Source organism: Trinickia soli, assembly GCF_002879855.1.
In the GTDB taxonomy this organism is placed as follows: Bacteria; Pseudomonadota; Gammaproteobacteria; order Burkholderiales; family Burkholderiaceae; genus Trinickia; species Trinickia soli.
In genome coordinates, this window is the sequence record NZ_PNYB01000001.1 from 51,633 (window position 1) to 69,939 (window position 18,307).

17 protein-coding genes and 3 pseudogenes are annotated in these 18,307 nt (G+C 61.5%); 11 read left to right on the forward strand and 9 right to left on the reverse strand.

Going from position 1 to position 18,307, the window contains the following annotated elements; genetic code table 11:
* Positions 1-18: 18 nt before the first annotated feature.
* Positions 19-1,017 carry a M14 family metallopeptidase gene (locus C0Z19_RS00220; protein ID WP_102607796.1) on the forward strand — a complete coding sequence of 333 codons (999 nt, stop codon included), beginning with the start codon at positions 19-21 and terminating at the stop codon, positions 1,015-1,017.
* 139 nt (positions 1,018-1,156) lie between these two features.
* Positions 1,157-1,810 carry a nucleoside/nucleotide kinase family protein gene (locus C0Z19_RS00225; RefSeq protein ID WP_233195925.1) on the forward strand — a complete coding sequence of 218 codons (654 nt, stop codon included), beginning with the start codon at positions 1,157-1,159 and terminating at the stop codon, positions 1,808-1,810.
* Between the two features lie 47 nt (positions 1,811-1,857).
* Here C0Z19_RS00225 and C0Z19_RS00230 read toward each other — a convergent pair whose 3' ends face one another.
* The 3 genes and pseudogenes from C0Z19_RS00230 to C0Z19_RS28390 all read right to left on the reverse strand — a co-directional run.
* The gene (locus tag C0Z19_RS00230; protein WP_102607797.1) at positions 1,858-2,274 is read right to left on the reverse strand and encodes a VOC family protein; all 417 of its coding nucleotides are present in this window, start codon (positions 2,272-2,274) and stop codon (positions 1,858-1,860) included.
* Positions 2,271-2,831 carry a helix-turn-helix transcriptional regulator gene (locus tag C0Z19_RS28385; protein WP_175083980.1) on the reverse strand — a complete coding sequence of 187 codons (561 nt, stop codon included), beginning with the start codon at positions 2,829-2,831 and terminating at the stop codon, positions 2,271-2,273. Before C0Z19_RS28385 ends, C0Z19_RS00230 begins: the two co-directional genes overlap by 4 nt.
* Positions 2,832-2,843: 12 nt before the next feature.
* Positions 2,844-3,746, reverse strand: a pseudogene (locus C0Z19_RS28390) (AraC family transcriptional regulator); the annotation flags it as partial.
* A 103-nt stretch (positions 3,747-3,849) separates the two neighbouring features.
* On the opposite strand from C0Z19_RS28390, the gene C0Z19_RS00240 reads away from it, so the two are divergent.
* Complete coding sequence (locus tag C0Z19_RS00240; protein WP_102607799.1) at positions 3,850-4,587, forward strand: SDR family oxidoreductase; 738 nt, start codon at positions 3,850-3,852, stop codon at positions 4,585-4,587.
* On the opposite strand, the gene C0Z19_RS00245 is transcribed toward C0Z19_RS00240, so the two are convergent.
* On the reverse strand, positions 4,534-5,166 hold the full coding sequence (locus tag C0Z19_RS00245; RefSeq protein ID WP_102608137.1) for a TetR/AcrR family transcriptional regulator: 633 nt from the start codon (positions 5,164-5,166) through the stop codon (positions 4,534-4,536). The genes C0Z19_RS00240 and C0Z19_RS00245 overlap by 54 nt on opposite strands.
* Positions 5,167-5,335: 169 nt before the next feature.
* Here C0Z19_RS00245 and C0Z19_RS00250 point away from each other — a divergent pair, with 169 nt between their 5' ends.
* A complete protein-coding gene (locus C0Z19_RS00250; RefSeq protein ID WP_102607800.1) occupies positions 5,336-6,379 on the forward strand; it encodes a saccharopine dehydrogenase family protein in 1,044 nt (347 codons plus the stop codon).
* Positions 6,380-6,474: 95 nt separating this feature from the next.
* Here the strand turns inward: C0Z19_RS00250 and C0Z19_RS00255 are convergent, their stop codons facing one another.
* Positions 6,475-7,245, reverse strand: coding sequence for a putative hydro-lyase (locus C0Z19_RS00255; RefSeq protein ID WP_102607801.1), 771 nt, complete (start codon positions 7,243-7,245; stop codon positions 6,475-6,477).
* A gap of 234 nt (positions 7,246-7,479) precedes the next feature.
* On the opposite strand from C0Z19_RS00255, the gene C0Z19_RS00260 reads away from it, so the two are divergent.
* A complete protein-coding gene (locus C0Z19_RS00260; RefSeq protein WP_102608138.1) occupies positions 7,480-9,057 on the forward strand; it encodes a methyl-accepting chemotaxis protein in 1,578 nt (525 codons plus the stop codon).
* Positions 9,054-9,986, forward strand: a complete 933-nt coding sequence (locus C0Z19_RS00265; protein WP_102607802.1) for a LysR family transcriptional regulator — start codon at positions 9,054-9,056, stop codon at positions 9,984-9,986. Before C0Z19_RS00260 ends, C0Z19_RS00265 begins: the two co-directional genes overlap by 4 nt.
* A gap of 637 nt (positions 9,987-10,623) precedes the next feature.
* Here the strand turns inward: C0Z19_RS00265 and C0Z19_RS00275 are convergent.
* The gene (locus C0Z19_RS00275; RefSeq protein ID WP_102607804.1) at positions 10,624-11,550 is read right to left on the reverse strand and encodes a choline sulfate utilization transcriptional regulator; all 927 of its coding nucleotides are present in this window, start codon (positions 11,548-11,550) and stop codon (positions 10,624-10,626) included.
* A 188-nt stretch (positions 11,551-11,738) separates the two neighbouring features.
* On the opposite strand from C0Z19_RS00275, the gene betC reads away from it, so the two are divergent.
* The 5 genes from betC to C0Z19_RS00300 all read left to right on the forward strand — a co-directional run bounded on the left by betC (position 11,739) and on the right by C0Z19_RS00300 (position 16,159).
* Positions 11,739-13,289, forward strand: coding sequence for a choline-sulfatase (gene betC, locus C0Z19_RS00280; RefSeq protein WP_102607805.1), 1,551 nt, complete (start codon positions 11,739-11,741; stop codon positions 13,287-13,289).
* 108 nt (positions 13,290-13,397) lie between these two features.
* The gene (gene choX, locus C0Z19_RS00285) at positions 13,398-14,324 is read left to right on the forward strand and encodes a choline ABC transporter substrate-binding protein (RefSeq protein ID WP_175083973.1); all 927 of its coding nucleotides are present in this window, start codon (positions 13,398-13,400) and stop codon (positions 14,322-14,324) included.
* Positions 14,325-14,359: 35 nt separating this feature from the next.
* Positions 14,360-15,508, forward strand: a complete 1,149-nt coding sequence (locus C0Z19_RS00290) for a porin (RefSeq protein WP_102607807.1) — start codon at positions 14,360-14,362, stop codon at positions 15,506-15,508.
* A 235-nt stretch (positions 15,509-15,743) separates the two neighbouring features.
* Positions 15,744-15,989, forward strand: a complete 246-nt coding sequence (locus C0Z19_RS00295; RefSeq protein WP_102607808.1) for an AbrB/MazE/SpoVT family DNA-binding domain-containing protein — start codon at positions 15,744-15,746, stop codon at positions 15,987-15,989.
* A complete protein-coding gene (locus C0Z19_RS00300; protein ID WP_233195926.1) occupies positions 15,986-16,159 on the forward strand; it encodes a hypothetical protein in 174 nt (57 codons plus the stop codon). Before C0Z19_RS00295 ends, C0Z19_RS00300 begins: the two co-directional genes overlap by 4 nt.
* A 629-nt stretch (positions 16,160-16,788) precedes the next feature.
* Here C0Z19_RS00300 and C0Z19_RS00310 read toward each other — a convergent pair.
* The 3 genes and pseudogenes from C0Z19_RS00310 to C0Z19_RS00320 all read right to left on the reverse strand — a co-directional run.
* A pseudogene (locus C0Z19_RS00310) lies at positions 16,789-16,923 on the reverse strand (integrase core domain-containing protein); the annotation flags it as partial.
* A gap of 266 nt (positions 16,924-17,189) precedes the next feature.
* Positions 17,190-17,516, reverse strand: a pseudogene (gene tnpA / locus C0Z19_RS00315) (IS66-like element accessory protein TnpA); the annotation flags it as partial.
* A 332-nt stretch (positions 17,517-17,848) separates the two neighbouring features.
* Positions 17,849-18,136 (reverse strand): DUF1330 domain-containing protein, encoded by a 288-nt coding sequence (locus C0Z19_RS00320; RefSeq protein WP_233195927.1) that lies wholly within the window; start codon positions 18,134-18,136, stop codon positions 17,849-17,851.
* Between the last annotated feature and the right edge of the window lie 171 nt (positions 18,137-18,307).

An 18,307-nucleotide genomic window follows, 5' to 3' on the forward strand; every position in this document is an offset into this window, starting at 1 on the left:
GAAGCCGGGAGTGAAGGCGTGACCCTCGAAGCCTATCCTATTGAAATCGGGTTCCCCGATATCGCGCGACACGCGCCGGGCAACACTGGCATCGACTACGTGCATACGTTCGATTCGGGTGTGGCCGGTCCACACGTGATGATCAACGCACTGACGCACGGCAACGAAGTGTGCGGCGCGATCGTCGTCGATGCGTTATTGCGGTTTGGATTGCGTCCGCGCCGTGGCCGCCTCACGTTGTCGTTCGCGAATGTGCAGGCCTATGCGCGCTTCGATCCCCGCGAGCCGGACAAGTCGCGTTACGTCGACGAAGATTTCAATCGCGTCTGGACTGCGCAAGTGCTTGACGACACGACGCGCCGGTCGGCGGAGCTCGATCGCGCTCGTGCAATGCGGCCCGTTATCGATACGGTCGATCTGTTGCTCGATCTTCATTCGATGCACGAGCGTAGTGCGCCGCTGATCGTCTCAGGGCCGCTCGATAAAGGCGTCGCGCTTGCCATACAACTGGGGACGCCTGCCACGGTGATCAGCGACGAAGGGCATCCGCAAGGCCGGCGCATGCGCGATTACGCGGGATTCGGCGACCCGGCGAGCGCGAGCAATGCGTTGTTGATCGAGTGCGGTCAGCATTGGGAGCGGCAAGCCGTGGACATTGCGCGCGATTGCACGGCGCGGTTTCTGCTGATGGCGGGTGTGATCGAAGAGGCGGATGTGCCGCGGGGATGGCTCGCGCCGTTGCCCGAGCGCATGACGGTCGTGCGTGTGACGCAGCCTGTCGTGGCGAAGAGCATGGACTTTCGATTTGCCGGGGAATATACCGGCCTCGAAACATTTGCCAAGGCGGGCACCGTGATCGGCTGGTCGGATGGCGAACCTGTCGTCACGCCTTACGACGATTGCGTGCTCGTCATGCCGTCGCTGAGGCAGTTGCGGCCTGGTGTAACGGTCGTGCGTCTGGGACGGATCGGGGCGCGCATCGATCGCCGCCGAGACGAACGCCAGCCGCGCATCTGAAGCGCCAGGCATCTGGCGGGTGTTGAGGGAACGCTGTTACGATCGAGCGTTGCATGCCGACGTGCCGATTCGCTCGTAAAGCAGCGACGACATGGAAGGCGTCTCTGTCGCAGTGTCCCTCTCACCGGAGCCATTCGCCGTGAATAGCGTATCGCCGCAACAAAAACGAATCGACCTGCCACAGTTGATCGGGCACCTGGGGCATCTGCAAGGCGGCGAGCGCCAGCTGATCGCGATTGCAGGCGCACCGGGAGCCGGTAAGAGCACGTTCGTGCAGTCGTTGTGCGACGGCCTCAACCGCGAGCGGCCAGATTCGGCGTGCGTTCTGGCGATGGATGGCTACCATTTCGACGATTGTGTACTCGAGGCGCGTGGCCATCGCGCACGTAAGGGCGCACCCTTTACGTTCGACGTGGGCGGGCTCGAGGCGATGCTCGAGCGCCTCAGCGCCGATGACGGTAAAGACATTGCGGTACCCGTATTCGATCGCTCGCTCGAAGTCGCCCGAGCAGGCGCATGCATCATTCCTGGATCAGCAAGGCTGATTCTGGTGGAAGGCAATTATCTGCTGCTGGACGACCCCGCATGGGCGCCGCTTCGGCGCTTCTTCGACGTCACGGTCATGCTCGACGTTCCGCGCGAGGTACTGATCGATCGTTTGAATGCGCGATGGCGCGGGTATGGTCTCGACGAGGCGGCCGTGCGTGCCAAGCTGGGCGAGAACGACCTCGTCAATGCGGACCTCGTCTTATCGCACAGCGTGGCCGCGCAGTTTGTCGTCGCGAACGGCTGATGCGATCGACACCCAGAGGTGGAATCGGCGAATCCAGTTGCTCTCGTTCATGCTTTCTCCTTCGGCGCCTGGATCATCTTCCATCCGTTTCCGGCCGGATCGCGAAAGCCCGCGTCGACACTGCCGTAGCGGTCTATGGGCGCTTGCGTGAACTCGACGCCGCGCTCGCGCATTTGCGCGTAGCTCGAGTGACAGTCGGCGACAGACAGCACGAGCGGCGGCATTGCCCCCTTGGCGACCATCGCACGCAAGGTTTGCGCGGTGGCCTCGTCGTGCATGGGCGGCCCCGGCATGAAAAGCCCGAGTTGAAACGATGGTTGATCGGGATGCTGGACCGTGAGCCAGCGGTAGTTGCCGTTGCGTACGTCCGTATGGACCTGGAAGCCGAGCTTATCCACGTAGAACGCGAGCGCTTCGTCCTGGTTGTCGACGTACAAGCCCACGACGTTGATGCCTTCCTTCATTGCGCCTCCTTCTCCTTGGTTGATGGCCGCACTGTAGCTTTCGCTTCGCGCCGACGCTTCTCCGAAACTGCGATCGTCAGATCGGGGCGCTCCGAGGCTTTAAGTACGCAGGCCGGGACGAGCGCGAGAGGTGGCGTGTCGGCCTGCACCGCTTCGCGTAGCTCGCCCGGGCTTCGTCCCGTGACGTCGCGAAAGATCCGGCCGAACGTGCCGAGGCTTTCCCAGCCGGTGGCGAAAGCGATTTCGGTGATCGGCAGGTCCGTGTCGCGCAGCAGGGTAGTGGCCTGTTCGATGCGTCGCGTCAGTAAATATCGGTGAGGCGGCAGCCCGAAGGCCCGTTTGAACGAGCGGGCGAAGTGGGCTTCCGATACGCCGCTGATCTGCGCGAGACGCTTGAGGGGCCAAGCCTCGTGCGAGGCCGCATCGATGCGGTCCTTTGCGCGCAGTAAGCGGCGCAATAGGGCAGGGTCTTGCAGTGCTGCGGCATCGGCCGGCTCGGAGGTGGGCGCGGCATGCCGTTCGAGGCGTCGTTCGCTGGTAGGTGTGGGCGCTGTCAATATTGATGTCGATGTTGACGTCGATGTTGACGCATACCGCGTCGGCGGCACTCCCACCACGCGCGCAAATGCAACGCTGAACGCGCTGGCGGAGCTATAGCCGACGCGTTCGGCTACTTCGGCCACATTCCCTTCTTTCCGTAGCAGTATGTTCTTGGCCATCGCCATACGCCAGGCCAGCAGGTACTCCATCGGCGCGACGCCTACGGCGCGGCTGAACCGATCGAAGAACGCGGACCGTGAAAGGGCAGCCTCGTTCGCCAATTGGGCAACTGTCCACTGGTGCGCCGGTTTTTCGTGCATGCAACGAATCGCGGCTGCCAGCCGTTCATCGGCCAGCCCGCGCAACAGCCCCTGCGATGCGGCCATTCCCGCCGACGATCGAAGCGCTTCGATGAGCAGCACTTCCAGCAGACGTGTGAGGACCACGTCGCGCGCGGGCCGCGAGGCGCGCGATTCATCGCCGACCAGTTGCACGAGTGTGGCGAGTCGCTTATCGCCACGAATATGCACAAGCTGGGGCAGAAGCGAAACGAGCAACGCAGCGTCCGGCGAGCCGAACAGAAAGTGCCCGATTAAAAAGCGAACGTCGGGTACACCGCTCTGCGTGCCGAGCCGGAATTCTCCGTCGCCCAGCCGGACGGGCGCGGTCACGGTGTCCTTGGACGATGGGGGAGCGATGCTCGACATCGAGCGACCGAACCCGGAAGGGATCAAGACGAAGTCATCGGTTTGCAGCGTGATCGGTTCGTAGCCGTCGACATCGAGACGGCACGTGCCTTCGAGGATCACGCAGTAAAAGGGCTCCCCCGACTCGGCGCGACGCACGCGCCAGCGACCGGCGCCGCCGACGATCTTCGAGAACGAAGCGCTGGGCTGGAGCAGCGTGACGACTTCTGCGAGCGGGTCGACCATGGCCGGACTCTTGCGAATGAAACTCGGACTTCGGATTGTAGCTAATCCGGCTGCGGGCCACTATCTTCTCCGTACCGCAATGACAGACAGGAGTTCTTTCTCGATGAAGACGATTCTCATCACCGGCTGCTCGTCAGGATTCGGCCTGGAGACGGCCCGATATTTTCTCGAACGCGATTGGAACGTGATCGCGACGATGCGCACCCCGAACGAGGATCTGCTGCCACGCTCCGATCGCCTGCGGGTGCTCGCGCTCGACGTCACGGATCCCGATAGCATCAGTCGGGCGATCGAGGCCGCGGGGCCGCTCGACGTGCTCGTCAATAACGCGGGGATCGGCCTGCTGAATGCGCTGGAAGGCATGTCGATGGACGCCGTACGCGAAATCTTCGACACCAACACGTTCGGCACGATGGCGATGACGCAGGCCGTGCTTCCGCAATTCCGGCAACGCCGGGCAGGTGTGGTAGTCAATGTCACATCGACCGTGACGCTGAAATGGCTGCCGCTGCTTTCGGTCTACACGGCGAGCAAGGTGGCGGTCAACGCGTTTACGGAAACGCTCGCGCTGGAACTCGAACAGTTCGACGTGAGCGTACGCGTCGTCTTGCCCGGGCGAGCGCCCGAAACGCGCTTCAGCGAGAGTGCGCGGGCGCGGATGCCGCGCGAATTTCCCGAGCCTTATAGCGACCTGGCGCAACGTGTGTTCGCCGGCTGGGAACAGTCGAGCGAACATACGCGATCGATCGATGTTGCGCAGGCGGTGTGGCGTGCGGCGACCGACCCGTCATGTCCGGTCCGCATTGCTGCCGGAGCGGACGCGATTGCGTTGATGCGATAGCCTCTTCGGAACGAGCGCCTGCGCCAGGTCCTGCAAGAACTGCGCGGGCCCGGCGGCGTGCAGCGCGCGACCGCTGCTCAACGCCCCGTCGATGATCGTGCCCATCCGCAACGCGAACAGCTCGGGATCGCCGAGGCCCATGGCCTGCGCGAGTTCGGCAAGCCTGCGACGCAGCTCGCGCTTGTGCGCCACCGCCACTTTACGCGCGGGATGTTTATCGTCCGCATATTCGGCGGCGATGTTGATCTGCGGGCAGCCGCGGTAGCCGGGGCGCGCGATTCGTTCGCCGAGCCATTGGAGCTGCGCATCGAGCTCCTCGCGCGGTTTGCCTTTATGCTCGGCGGCGACGGTATCCCAATGCCGCCAGAAGTCTTCGTCCTCCCGCAACAGGAAGGCTTCGATGAGATCGTCCTTCGTGGCGAAGTAGCGATACAGGCTCGTCTTGGCGACGCCCGACTTCGCTACGATCAGATCAACGCCCACCGCACGCGTTCCCTCTCTATAGAAAAGCTCGCTGGCGGTACGCAGGATGCGCTCCCGCGTATCGGGCGCGGGTGCCGCCGGTTCGGCCTTCTTCATTGACATCACCTCCAACGTGGCGGGTTTCGCCGTCGCACAGGACGCGATGGTACCACCAAAAAACATTGGCGATACAGATCGGTATTAATGGCGCTACAGATCTGTATTGACGACGCTACAGATCTGTACTATAAACTCACCATTGCCACGTGGAGACGAGAGGACGACGATGAACGATCGAATGACGGTTGCGGTTTACGGTGCTGCGGGACACACGGGGCGGTTTATTGTGGAGGAATTGAAGCGGCGCGGAATCCGCGCAATTCGCATCGGCCGTGACGCCGCGCGCTTGCAGGAGGCGGGCGTGGACAGTGAGCATTCGGTGTCGCGCGTGGCCGCTATGGACGACGCGGCACAACTCGATGCCGCGCTCCATGGCGCGGATGCTGTGATCAACTGCGCGGGGCCTTTTCTCGATACGGCTTTGCCGATTGTCGATGCGGCGCTGCGCGCAGGCATTCCGTATCTGGATGTCACGGCGGAACAACCCGCGCTGCAAGCGCTGATCGACGAACGCGACGCAAGGGCGCTTGCATCTGGCGTGACGCTCTTACCGGCGGCGGCGTTTTACGGCGGGCTTGCCGATCTGCTTGTGACGGCCATCGCCGATGAGCGTACGACGATCGAAAGGGTCGACGTCGCTATCGGCCTCGATAGTTGGCATCCGACACGCGGCACGCGAGTGACCGGCGAGCGCAATCGCGCGAGAAGAGTCGTCCAAAGGGGCGGCAGATTGACGCCGATCCCGCAGCCTGCGCCCGAAGGCGTATGGTCGTTTCCGGAGCCAATGGGCGAGTTGGATGTCGTGCTGCTGCCTTTTACTGAAATGCTCACCGTTTCGCGGCATCTTCGCGTCGATACGATGGACTCGTGGCTGGCCGCGATGGCATTGCGCGATATTCGCGATCCGAACACTCCCCCGCCGCGGGCGAACGACGAGCGAGGCCGATCGGCCCAGCAGTTCGTCGTGGATGTGGTGGTCCAACAAGGCGGGGAGGTGCGGCGTGCGACCGCCACGGGGCGCGACATTTACGCCGTCAGCGCGCCGATCATCGTCGAAGCTGCCGAGCGCTTGCTAAGCGGCAAGGCGAAGTCGAAGGGCGGCGTCGTCAGCCTTGGCGGGATCTTCGACGCCACGGACTTCCTGACCGCGCTCGACACGGTGGCAGTGAACTATAACGCTGCAGCGACTGCGGGTATTCACCTGCGGTAATCCGCGAGGAGCATCGCCCACCGCGTAATGATGCAGTGGGTCGGTGTTTATCGTTGTCTCTTCGTCTCAGCGGACGTTTTATGGCGCGCGTGCCGTCAAAGCACGGCAAGCGATGCGTTAGGAATGTCGGTCACGAGCATGTGGCCGGGACGATGCGCGATCGCGAACGGCAGACGCGCCGATTCGATCGCGCTTTGCGGGGTGACGCCGCATGCCCAGAACACGGGGATTTCGTCCTCGCGAAGGGTCACGGCGTCGCCATAGTCGGGGCGGGACAGATCGGCGATCCCGATGGCCTTCGGGTTGCCAAGGTGGATGGGAGCGCCATGAACTGACGGGAACCGGCTCGTGACCTGAATGGCGCGGATTGCGTGCGCGCCGCTCATGGGCCGCATCGAGACGACGAGTTGCCCGCCAAACGGCCCGGCCGGCTCGTTGGGAATATTGGTGCGGAACATTGGGACATTGACGCCTTCGGTAACGTGTCGCAGCTCGATCTTCTCGTGCGTGAGCATCTGTTCGAACGAGAACGAGCACCCGATCGCGAACGCGACGAGATCGTCATCCCACAATGCGACGATGTTCTCGGGTTGTTCGGTCAGCACGCCATCGCGGTAGACGTTGTAACCGGGCACGTCGGTGCGCAGGTCGAGATCATCACCGAGTGAAGGAATATTCCATCGGCCGCGCTCCCCGACACCGAGCAGCGGGCATGCTTTCGGATTTCTGATGCAAAAACGTAGGAAATCCTCGGCGAAGGCGCTCGGGATGACGACGAGATTGGCTTGCGCGTACTCACCGCACTGGCCGGCGGTCGGCCCTTTGAAGTCTTTACGGCGCACGAGCTGGCGAAAGCGATGCGGCATGACGGCGTTCCGTGAGCAATATGGCTTGGATACGAGATTAAGTTCGAATTTGATGACGCGCCAGCAAGTTATTCCTTGCGCTGGTGTTAAGGTTTGCTTAACAGAAAGATGCACGTCGGCTTTTTATTCTGCTTAACATTGGCTCGTTGCTGCCGATATAGAAGACGGGGGGCGCGATGTCCTGCATTGACATGCGCGCCATACGAACCGGTTTTATTCATCAGAAGAATGATCATGTCCCGTTTGACTTTACGACAAAAGCTTTGGATTCCGCTGCTGCTGACATGGGTCGGATTGCTTGCGCTGACGTTCTGGTACGCCTTGCAGATGCGAGAGATGCAGTTGAGCGAGCGTAAGCACGCACTGGCTGACGTCACGGAAATGGCGTATTCGATGGCGGCGGGGCTGGATCGTGATGCGCAAGCCGGAAAAATCGGCGCCGATGCCGCAAAGCAGCAAGCGTTGGCCCGCATTGCGGATTTGCGCTATAGCGGCAATGGCTACGTGACCGTCGTCGGGGCCGATTCGGTCGTGGTAATGCACCCGATGTCGCCCAAGCTCGATGGCAAGGACATGTCCGATTGGAAGGATGCGAAGGGTAATCGGCTCTATAAGGACATTGCGGCGGCGGGCGCATCGCCAGGCGGGACGGGCTATGTCCAGTACTGGTGGCCCAAACCCGGGGAGAAGGCGCCCAGTTCGAAGCTGGGCTTCGTCAAGCGTTACAAGCCTTGGAATTGGGATTTGGTAGCGGGGGTTTACCAGGATGACATCCAGTCGGCCTTTTATCACACGCTGGCGACGTCCCTGGCCGTGCTGATTGTTTTGGGCGCGGCGATTTCTCTGCTGACATCGCTCGCGGTCAAGAGTGTGCGTCGCTCGGTCGGTGGCGAGCCCGCGCGGGCAGCCGAACTTGCGCGTCAAATTGCGGCCGGTGATTTGACCGGCCGAATTGAAGTTGCGCATGGTGACGACGAAAGCATCGTGTCGGCCATCGCCTATACGCGGGACACGCTTGCGGGTACCGTCTCGCGCGTGAAGTCGGCGGCCGAGACCATTCGTACCGCGGCAGCCGAGATCGCGACGGGCAATGGCGATCTGTCGAGCCGCACCGAGCAGCAAGCCGCATCGCTCGAAGAAACCGCGGCGGCAATGGACGAACTGACGTCCACAGTCAGGCAAAACGCGGAAAACGCGTCGCATGCAACGCAAGTGGCGGCGAGCGCGTCGTCGGAGGCGGAGCGTGGCGGCGTCGTGGTCGGCGATGTCGTCAACAAGGTGCGTGCGATAGCGGAAAGCTCGAAGCAGGTGGCCGATATCACGTCGGTCATCGACAGCATCGCGTTCCAAACGAATATCCTCGCGCTCAACGCGGCGGTGGAAGCGGCGCGCGCGGGCGAGCACGGCCGCGGGTTCGCCGTGGTGGCCAGCGAGGTGCGCAGTCTCGCGCAGCGCAGTGCAGCGGCGGCGAAAGAGATCCGCTTGCTCGTCGATACGTCGCTCGCACAGGTCGAAAGCGGGGCCGCGCTGGCCGAGACTGCGGGCGGCGCAATGGGCGGGATTGTCTCGGCCGTCAAGCGTGTTACGGCGATCGTCGACGAAATCGCGGCGGCGTCGGCGCAGCAACGCGGGGGAATCGAAGAGGTCAATCGCGCGATTGCGCAGATGGACAGCGCGACTCAACAGAACGCGACGCTCGTCGAACAGGCGGCGGCCGCCGCGGTGTCCTTGAACGAACAGGCGCAGCAACTAGGCGAGGCGATCCGCGTGTTCCAGGTGACGGGCGATACTGTCCATGCAGCGACACAATGAACACGCGCTTTCTCGAAACCTTCGTGACGCTCGCGGAACTCGAGAGTTTCCGCGCGACGGCGCGCGTGTTGCATGCCACGCCGGCGACGATCTCGCTGCGGATCAAATCGCTCGAGGACGATCTACGCACCGAACTCATCGATCGAACGACGACGCAATTTCGCTTGACGCCGGCCGGTGCGAGCCTGCTAAGCCTGGCGCGCAACGTCGTGGACGCCGCCCGCGCGTTGCGCGAAGCAGCGGGGCAAGAGGTCGTGGTCGGCGGTAAATTGCGGCTGGGCGTGATCGAAACCGTCGTGCATTCATGGCTTTCGCATTACATCACGCATTTGAACGCGAAATTCCCCCAGCTCGACGTCGATTTGACAGTCGATTCGAGCGCCGTATTGCAGCAACGGCTGCTTGCGGGAGAACTCGATCTCGCGATACGCGTGGAGGGGATCGACAGCACGAAGATTGCGTCGAGGGCGATCGCGAGTTATCCCGTGCGCTGGATTGCGCGGCGCGGTTTGTTGTCCCGCCGTGCGACCGGGCTTGCCTCACGCGTATTGCAACGACCGATTCTGACCTTTGGCCGAGGGACCGCGCCGCAGGTTGCATTGCAGAGCATCGTCCATACGCTCGCGCGTCAGGAGCAGATCGGGCCCGAGCAAACCCGTGTGACGTGCTCGCCTTCGGTAGCGGCGATCGTCCAGCTCGTGCGTGACGGCTACGGCGTGGCATGTATTCCAAGCTTGTTCGTCACTGACGAATTGCAGACGGGTGAGTTCGTCGAGCTTCCGCTCAAGCCGGTTCCGCCGCCGATCATCGTTTCGTTATGCAAGCCGACCAATGCGAGCGCGATGGTCAATGCGGCGGCGAGCGCGGCACATATCGCCTGCTCGGCATATTGCCGTACGAAGCGGCCGGATCTGGTCGAAGCGCTTTAATGGCAGCATAGGTTTATCCCCGCTCCCCACCCCACATTCGCTCAATCCGCGCTCCTGGTATCGTCCGGGATCATTCCCCTTGATACTTCTCATTTCGAATCTTTGGGGTTCCCGATCCGCGCCCGATTCAGCGCTGCTGGCTTCGCTGAATGACGCGCTCGAGCCGCAAGGGGGCAAGGCTGTGCTGACGAGGCTCGGCAAGCCGGTCAAGAGGCTCAAGGCAAGCGCGGGCCTTCCGGGGATCCACGGCTCGGTTGAGGCTGAATTGGCCTCGCCGAAGGGGGACAGCGCGGCCGCGATGCGCGAAGTCATGAAGCAGCTCGACCGGCAGAAGAAGCCGCTGCTGTTGGCGATCGACGAGGCGCAGGTACTTGCAAGCACCGCTCACAGCGATTTCGCTCATATGGTGCCGAAAGCCTCGCAAGGTTGTCTGCGTGGCTGGGCAAAGCAGCCACGAAGAACACCGTGGCGCAAGCACTGCGACGGTTGCAGGCGGAGAACATCGTCGCCCGCCTGGGTGTGGGGCACTATCGCGTCGAGGATGAAGCATTTGCGGAGTGGCTGCGGCGCAGAAGACAGCGGTAGCACCGCATGCGCGATGCCGGCGAACCCGGTGCGAATTCGCGCGTACCGGCCGTCACGATGGACTCGCCACTGCGTTTTGCGCGCACGCGCCGAACAACCACCGCCTGAATGCAGGCGCCGCTGGCGCTTCGGGACGTGCCTGAGGGCAGACCAGGAAATACCCGCGCGACGTGGTAACGGGCCCGTCGAACAGCGTGACGAGCTGCCCGCTGCTCAGGAGCTCATCGATGAGCGGTAGCCATCCGAGCGCGACGCCCTGGTGCGTCAGTGCCGCGTGCATGACGAGCGCGTAGCTGTTGAACGTCGAACCCTGTTCGTCGGACGGCGCGGCCAGCCCATGCGCCGCGAACCAGCCGTTCCAGCCGAGCCAGCGTTCGGGCTCGGTGGGCTGCACGTGCAGCAACGGCGCCGCACGCAAATCGGCGGGCTCGACGATCTCTGGATGGGCCTCGCGAAACGCCGGCGAGCAAACGGCGACGACCTGCTCTTGAAAGAGGCGCGTGGCCGTGCAAGGCGACCAATCGCCTTCGCCGAACGCGATCGCGACGTCTGCATGGTCGCGACGCGGATCGAAGGCCGACTGCGAGGTGACGACCTTGACGTTGATGTCAGGCAACCATCGTCGCAAATCCATCAGGCGCGGCACGAGCCAATACGTTGCAAAACCCGCATCGGTCAATATCGTCAAAGCGCCGTTCGCGCGAGCCGCGCGAATCTCGGCGACCGCGCCACGAAGGGTCTCGATGCTTTGCCGCACTGCCTCGTAGAGCCGCCGACCATCAGCCGTCAGCGTCACGCCCCGATGCCCGCGATCGAACAAGGGGGCGCCGAGTTCCGCTTCCAACTGCACGATGCGCTGACTGACGGCCGGCTGCGTCGAGCCGAGTTCGCGCGCGGCGGCAGTGAAGCTCGCCAACCGGGCCGCGGACTCGAACACCGACAGCATCTGCAGCGGTGGCAAACGGTCTTGCTCAGACATAAGCGGGCCTTATGGGGCTATAAAAAACGGCCGTCTTCACACGCGAATTGTGGGTCGACATATTGGCGTCACGCGCTTCGAACGCCGCCTATCGTGCAGTGCAACGATGTTTTCGACGAATCCGAAGCGCCGGGCCTCGCAGCACGCCCTTCCGTTCCGACGAACCAATGCATTGTAAACACCCGCTCATGAAGCCCACCACAGGAAAAAACATCCTCATTCTCATGGCCGACCAGATGACGCCGTCTGCGTTGCGCGCTTACGGCAATCAGGTGTCGAAGACGCCTCGCATCGATGAGCTCGCCCGCCACGGGGTGGTGTTCGACTCGGCCTATTGCGCGAGCCCGCTGTGCGCACCGTCGCGCTTTGCGCTCATGGCGGGCAAGCTTCCGTCGAAGATCGGCGCCTACGATAACGCGGCCGAATTTCCCGCGCAAACGCTGACGTTTGCGCACTACCTGCGGGCGGCGGGCTATCGGACGGTGCTATCGGGCAAGATGCATTTTTGCGGCCCCGATCAATTGCACGGTTTCGAAGAGCGGTTGACCACCGATATTTATCCGGCGGATTTCGGTTGGGCGCCTGATTGGGACAATCCCGAAGTGCGTCCGAGCTGGTACCACAACATGAGTTCGGTGCTCGAGGCGGGACTCTGTGTGCGCACCAATCAGCTCGACTTCGACGACGAAGCGACCTTCGCCGTTCGCCAGAAGCTCTATGACATTGCACGCGAACGCCAGGCGGGCCTTGATGCGAGGCCGTTTTGCGTCGTGGCGTCGCTGACGCATCCGCACGACCCTTATGCGATTTCCTCCGACTATTGGAATCTGTATCGCGACGAAGACATCGACCTGCCGCGCACGACGTTGAGCTTCGAACAGAGCGATCCCCATTCGCGGCGCCTACGTCATGTCTGCGAGACCGACCGCACGCCGCCGACGCAGCAGCAGGTGCGCAATGCGCGTCATGCCTACTATGGCGCACTGTCGTACGTCGACGCGCAGTTCGGTTCGATCCTCGATGCGCTCGAAGCCACGGGCCTTGCCGACGACACGATCGTCGTCGTCACGTCCGACCACGGCGATATGCTCGGCGAGCGCGGGCTTTGGTACAAGATGACGTTCTTCGAGAACGCGTCGCGCGTACCGCTGATCGTGCATGCACCGAAGCATTTTTCTGCGCGGCGGGTGGAGGGATCGGTGTCCACGATCGACCTGTTGCCGACGCTCGTCGAACTCGCAACGGGGAAGCGCGAGACCGCATGGCCCGATCCGGTCGATGGCCGAAGCCTCGTGCCGCACTTGCGCGGCGACGGCGGACATGACGACACGTTCGGAGAATATCTGGCCGAGGGAGCCATCGCTCCGATCGTCATGATTCGTCGCGGCCGCTACAAATTCATTCATACGCCTGTCGATCCCGATCAGCTGTTCGACCTCGAAGCCGACCCGCATGAGCTCGTCAATCTCGCCGATGACCCCGCCCATGCGGACACGGTGGCCGGTTTTCTTGTCGAGGTGCGGCAACGTTGGGACCTCGATGCGCTGAATCACGCAGTCATCGCCAGCCAGCGCCGTCGGCGTTTCCATTACGCGGCGACGACGCAAGGGCGAGTCCAGGCATGGGACTGGCAACCGTTCAACGACGCGAGCCAGCGGTACATGCGCAATCACATCGAACTCGACACGCTCGAAGCGATGGCGCGATTTCCGCGCGTAACTCAAGTGAAGAACGAATGACGGGGCAGCGGTTCCGCGGATGTATCAAACCACACGACAAACCAGTATCGATTGAAGGAGCAGGAGATGAATCGAAACGTGTACTTATGGTCCAGGCGCTTCATATCGATGACCCTGACCGCAACGCTTGCCGCCGTCTCGCTCGCGACTCAGGCAGGGGAGCCGGGCACTTGCACGCAAGTGCGCATGGCCGATCCCGGTTGGACGGATATCGACGCGACGAATGCGATCACGGGTGTCTTGCTCAAAGCGCTCGGCTATCAGCAAACCGTTGCGAATCTATCCGTGCCGATCACCTACGAAGGATTGAAGAAAGGTCAGGTCGATGTCTTCCTTGGCAATTGGATGCCTGCTCAAGGGCCGCTCGTCAAGCCGTTCGTCGAGAGCCATGCGATCGACGTGCTGCACGCAAACCTGAGCAATGCGAAGTTCACATTGGCGGTGCCCGATTACGTCGCCGCGGCCGGGGTCCATTCGTTCGCCGATCTGGCGAAGTACGCCGACAGGTTCGGCGACAAGATCTACGGCATCGAGCCCGGCGCGCCCGCGAATCAGAACATTTCGAAGATGATCGGCGACAAGGCGTTCGGCCTCGGCAATTGGACGCTCGTCGCATCGAGCGAAACGGCGATGCTGACGCAGGTGGAGCGGGCCGTGCGCGACAAACGATGGATCGTGTTCCTCGCGTGGGAGCCGCATTTGATGAACACGAAGTTTCACCTGACCTATCTCTCGGGCGGGGACGCGTACTTCGGCCCGAACTACGGCGGCGCGACGGTCAACACCGTCACGCGGGCGGGATTTGCCAGCCAGTGCGGCAACCTCGGCCGTCTTTTCAAGCAGATGACGTTCAACGTCGACCTTGAAAATCACATCATCGCCAGCGTGCTGCAAGACAAGGTCAATGTGAATGCAGCTGTGCGCGACGCCTTGAAGGCACACCCGGAATTGCTGAGCGCATGGCTTGACGGCGTCACGACGACGAGCGGGGCGAACGCTCTGCAAGCCGTCGATCACGCACTTGCCGATCATTGAACCGAGACCATTCACCACACTACGAGAGCGGCACCATGAAACGACCTTATGCACCGGTCCGATCGGCACTGGCACTGGCACTGGCGCTAGCCGGCCTGCCCACTGTCGGTCACGCCCAAAGCAGCGTTACGCTGTACGGCATTCTCGATGCGGGCGTGACGTACGCCAGCAATACCGGCGGTTCGCATGTCGTCAGGTTCGACGATGGAATTTCGTACGGCAACCGTTGGGGCTTGAAGGGGACGGAGGATCTTGGCGGTGGATTGTCCGCGGTTTTTGCGCTCGAGAGCGGCTTCAAGATCGGGACGGGGCGCCTGATATTGGGCGGGGCTCAATTCGGGCGGCAAGCCTACGTAGGACTCTCGAGCCGTTGGGGAACCGTGTCGTTCGGCAATCAGCTCGATATGACCGAGGAAATGGTGTACCTGTACAACGTCTCGGCATGGGCGAGCGGCTATGCCATTCACCAGGGGGATTTCGACAGATTCAACGGCGATCGTCTCCCGAATTCCGTCAAGTTTTTGTCGAACGACATCGACGGCTTCAAATTCGGCGGTATGTGGTCGTTCGGCAATACGGCCGGCAATTTCCATCAAAACAGCGCCTATAGCGTGGGGGCGCACTACGCGCACGGCAGCTTCACGATGGGCGCTGCCTATACGCAGTTGAACAATCCGTTTGGCATCTATGCGTTCGATCCCTATGCGATGATCGGCACGCATACGTTCCTGGGCAGGCCGACAGTCAGCGTCGATCCCGCGACGGGCGGCATCACCGATCTGTATTCGGCCACCTCGTTCCCGGTGGACAAGCAAGGTACGTTCGGCGTCGGCGCGAGCTATGCGCTCGGGCCGGTCACGTTGATGGGCAATTTCTCGTACACGACGATCAAAGCGTTCGGGCAATCGTCGCACATGCAGGTCGGCGAGGGCGGCGCGTCATGGCGGATGACGCCTGCGCTGAGCGCGATCGGCGGCTACCAGTACACGCACTTCGAGGGGCATCATTGGAATCAGATATCGGCGGGGTTGCATTACCTGCTGTCCAAACGCACCGATGTCTATATCTCGGGAGACTATTTGAAAGCGTCGAACGGCGTCGATGCCGTGATCGGATATAGCTTTGCACCGTCGACCACGACGACGCAGGCAGATCTGAGAATCGGCATGCGCCATTCGTTTTAAGCAGCGAACTCCTCGTCGTACTTGGGCGGGCGTGTCAGTGGCACGCGCCGCCGTTTTTTTGGGGGTGTCGGTATTTCGCGGGTGAATTGCGCGCTATCTAGACAGTTTTAAAGCCGTATTCTGTAGCTGAAGGGCGAGCCGGTCGAGTATCTGGCCGCCGATAGCCTCCACGGTTATGTGACTTTGCTTTTATGTTCCCCTTACCTTAAAGTATGGATGACTGGAGGTGTGATCCATGGCGGCAGCAACTATCAATTCAAAGGGCAAGGTCACGATTCCGGTGGACGTGCGCAATGAGCTTGGCCTTCGGTCTGGCGACCGGATCGAATTCAGCTTCAACGAGGCGACCGGCCGGTATGAGGTCTGTCGGGCCACGCGCTCGCTCGCGTCGCTCAAGGGCATCGTGAAGAAGCCGGCGAAGCCAATGTCGATCGAGGACTTGAACAGGGCCATCGCCGAGCAGGGGGCCTCCGCGCAATGATGGAAGTCGCGCGGGTGTTCGGGCGCTGCTATGTCGTTGAGGGCGAGCAGATGAAGGACATCATCGATTTTATGACCGACACGAAGGAACTGGTCGTTGAAACTGCCGACACGATTCGAAAGGCGCTTCGTGTTTTCGTGGCGTCTGCGAAGGCCGATTTCGGGGACTAGCTTATCGAGCGTTCGGGGTATGTCGCCGAGTGCGAGTACACAGCGACACGCGCGATTGCGATCTTGACGTTTGAAAGTACCAGGGCGCCGAGTACGTCACCGGACTGTTTGTCGATGATCCGAACGCGGAATCGATTCACTACATAGCGGTCGATTCGAGCGACCGCTAAGATTCGGGAAAGCGCTGAGGCCCACGAAATTGACCACCGGTTGCCCGCACTGTCCGTGGTCAAAGCGGGATTCTCTACGGACGTTACGTTTAACGCGCAGCGGCCTTATTCGTGGAATGGCCGCGGCGTGGATATTGAGAATTACACGCTCACGGCCGAGGCCAGTCCGAAGTGTCTGGATTGCGGCAAGTCCGTTCGGTCGAACTTCAGCTAGGAAAACGTCGACGAAGAAACCGCAAGGGTGAAAATGATAGACGAAGCTAGATGGCGAATTGTTACGAACCAAATGCAGTTGATGCCCGATGAGGCCCTGCTTATCAACAACCTAATGACGGCGGTCTTGGCTGAGTTTGATCGAAGTGGGAGCCTTGAGGGCGGCGTGCCGCTGTCAGCTCTGCTGCCGAAACCCGAAGGCGGATTACCCCCGATGGATTTGCCCCCGTACTTCCGGACACCGCCTCACACTTGAGTTGATGATTCGGTTCTGCGCCGAAATTCGCGTGGCGAACGGTATTTCAGCGCGCTATGGGGATGCTGCTCGTTGTAGTGCTCGAAGGCGACTGCAAGATTGCGTGCCGCCGTCGCGGCATCGGACGTTTTATCTTCGGCAGCCGCAAGTACAGTAGGCTGCCGATCACCCGTCAAGGTTTGCAGACGTGCAATTGATGACGAAACAGCGCACCGGCGTTGGGTAAACCCGGGACAAAAAAACGGCCTTTGAGGTCAGTCCACTTATTGGGAACCGAGCGCGCATATCCCATCATGGGCCGCCAAAAGCGGCTGACTCGCGAGAGGCCGGATACATTTACGCAAACTGTCTCGTCAGAGAACGCCCGCTTGCAACGCCGGGGCGGACCATACACTTTTTTTGCGCGACCGTACTCCACGGCTTCACGCAGGATTTCGACCTCCATCGTCTTTTTACCCAGCATCCGTTGCAGTTCGCGAACCTACTTGAGGGCCTCGGCCAACTCCGAGGCCGGCACCACTTCCTCGCCAGCGCTCACCGCCGAAAGGCTACCGCCCTGATAAAGCTTTCTCCAATGAAACAGCTGATTCGGATTCACGCCGTGCTGGCGCGCCACCATCGAGACCGTCTTGCCCGGCTCGAAACTCTCTTTGACCATCGCCAGCTTCTCTTCGGCGGACCACCGTCGGCGGCGCTCGGGTCCCGTCAACACTTCCATCACTTCGTGCTTGCTGTTAGTCGTGAACACAGTCTTATGCCTATCCGCTATCGTAAGTGGGGGACTGTGTCCGGAGATTCAGGGGGGCGCTCCAGTGAGACTGTCCACGATGACGAGCGTTGTCTGGCCCGCGTACTGCCGGGGCAATACGGACGATGAGGTCGACGGCCTAACGCAATGGGCAGCCCTGGCCCGGCGTACCTACGTGCATCGCCCAGCCAAAACACAGCCGCGCCCAACGCGACCCAGGCCCCACAAGTTCATGGCGTTCAAAACATGCTGACGTCACGATCGCTTAAGTTGGGTGGATTGGCCCGTGAGCGGTTGCCGATTCAAGCAGGCTGCGGGCCGTCGTATCCCTCGACAATAACCATATCGAGTGTCGGGGCCGGCAGCCTCAGTTTGATTGCCGCCTGATATTCCGGCGAGTGCCAGCAATCGACCGCAGCCTGAAACGACGGGAATTCGACGATAACGTTGCGCGCGCGTGTCATCCCTTCCGGCACTTCAAACCGGCCGCCCCGAGCCAAAAAGCGCCCGCCGTATTTCTTGAGCGGTTCGGCGTTTGCCGCCACATACGCTTTGTACTGCTCTTGATCGGTTACATCGACGCGAACCATCCAGTAGCCTTTCTGCATTGGGCTCTCCTGTGATGGCGAGTATTACGACATGAAAACGGGTTGTACCGGAATTATCGCTCAAACCGGTCTGTCTTTTTTTAGCCGACGGTTATATCTCTGATGGGCGAAGCGGGCATCGGCTGCGTTGTTCTTGGTGCAATGCATACATAG

Bases quoted from the DNA above. Each gene is read 5' to 3' on its own strand.
- C0Z19_RS00230 (WP_102607797.1), bottom strand. From the start codon at position 2,274: ATGAAGGAAGGCATCAACGTCGTGGGCTTGTACGTCGACAACCAGGAC.
- C0Z19_RS00240 (WP_102607799.1), top strand. From the start codon at position 3,850: ATGAAGACGATTCTCATCACCGGCTGCTCGTCAGGATTCGGCCTGGAG.
- C0Z19_RS00245 (WP_102608137.1), bottom strand. From the start codon at position 5,166: ATGAAGAAGGCCGAACCGGCGGCACCCGCGCCCGATACGCGGGAGCGC.
- C0Z19_RS00250 (WP_102607800.1), top strand. From the start codon at position 5,336: ATGAACGATCGAATGACGGTTGCGGTTTACGGTGCTGCGGGACACACG.
- C0Z19_RS00255 (WP_102607801.1), bottom strand. From the start codon at position 7,245: ATGCCGCATCGCTTTCGCCAGCTCGTGCGCCGTAAAGACTTCAAAGGG.
- C0Z19_RS00260 (WP_102608138.1), top strand. From the start codon at position 7,480: ATGTCCCGTTTGACTTTACGACAAAAGCTTTGGATTCCGCTGCTGCTG.
- C0Z19_RS00265 (WP_102607802.1), top strand. From the start codon at position 9,054: ATGAACACGCGCTTTCTCGAAACCTTCGTGACGCTCGCGGAACTCGAG.
- C0Z19_RS00275 (WP_102607804.1), bottom strand. From the start codon at position 11,550: ATGTCTGAGCAAGACCGTTTGCCACCGCTGCAGATGCTGTCGGTGTTC.
- betC (WP_102607805.1), top strand. From the start codon at position 11,739: ATGAAGCCCACCACAGGAAAAAACATCCTCATTCTCATGGCCGACCAG.
- choX (WP_175083973.1), top strand. From the start codon at position 13,398: ATGACCCTGACCGCAACGCTTGCCGCCGTCTCGCTCGCGACTCAGGCA.
- C0Z19_RS00290 (WP_102607807.1), top strand. From the start codon at position 14,360: ATGAAACGACCTTATGCACCGGTCCGATCGGCACTGGCACTGGCACTG.
- C0Z19_RS00295 (WP_102607808.1), top strand. From the start codon at position 15,744: ATGGCGGCAGCAACTATCAATTCAAAGGGCAAGGTCACGATTCCGGTG.
- C0Z19_RS00300 (WP_233195926.1), top strand. From the start codon at position 15,986: ATGATGGAAGTCGCGCGGGTGTTCGGGCGCTGCTATGTCGTTGAGGGC.
- C0Z19_RS00320 (WP_233195927.1), bottom strand. From the start codon at position 18,136: ATGGTTCGCGTCGATGTAACCGATCAAGAGCAGTACAAAGCGTATGTG.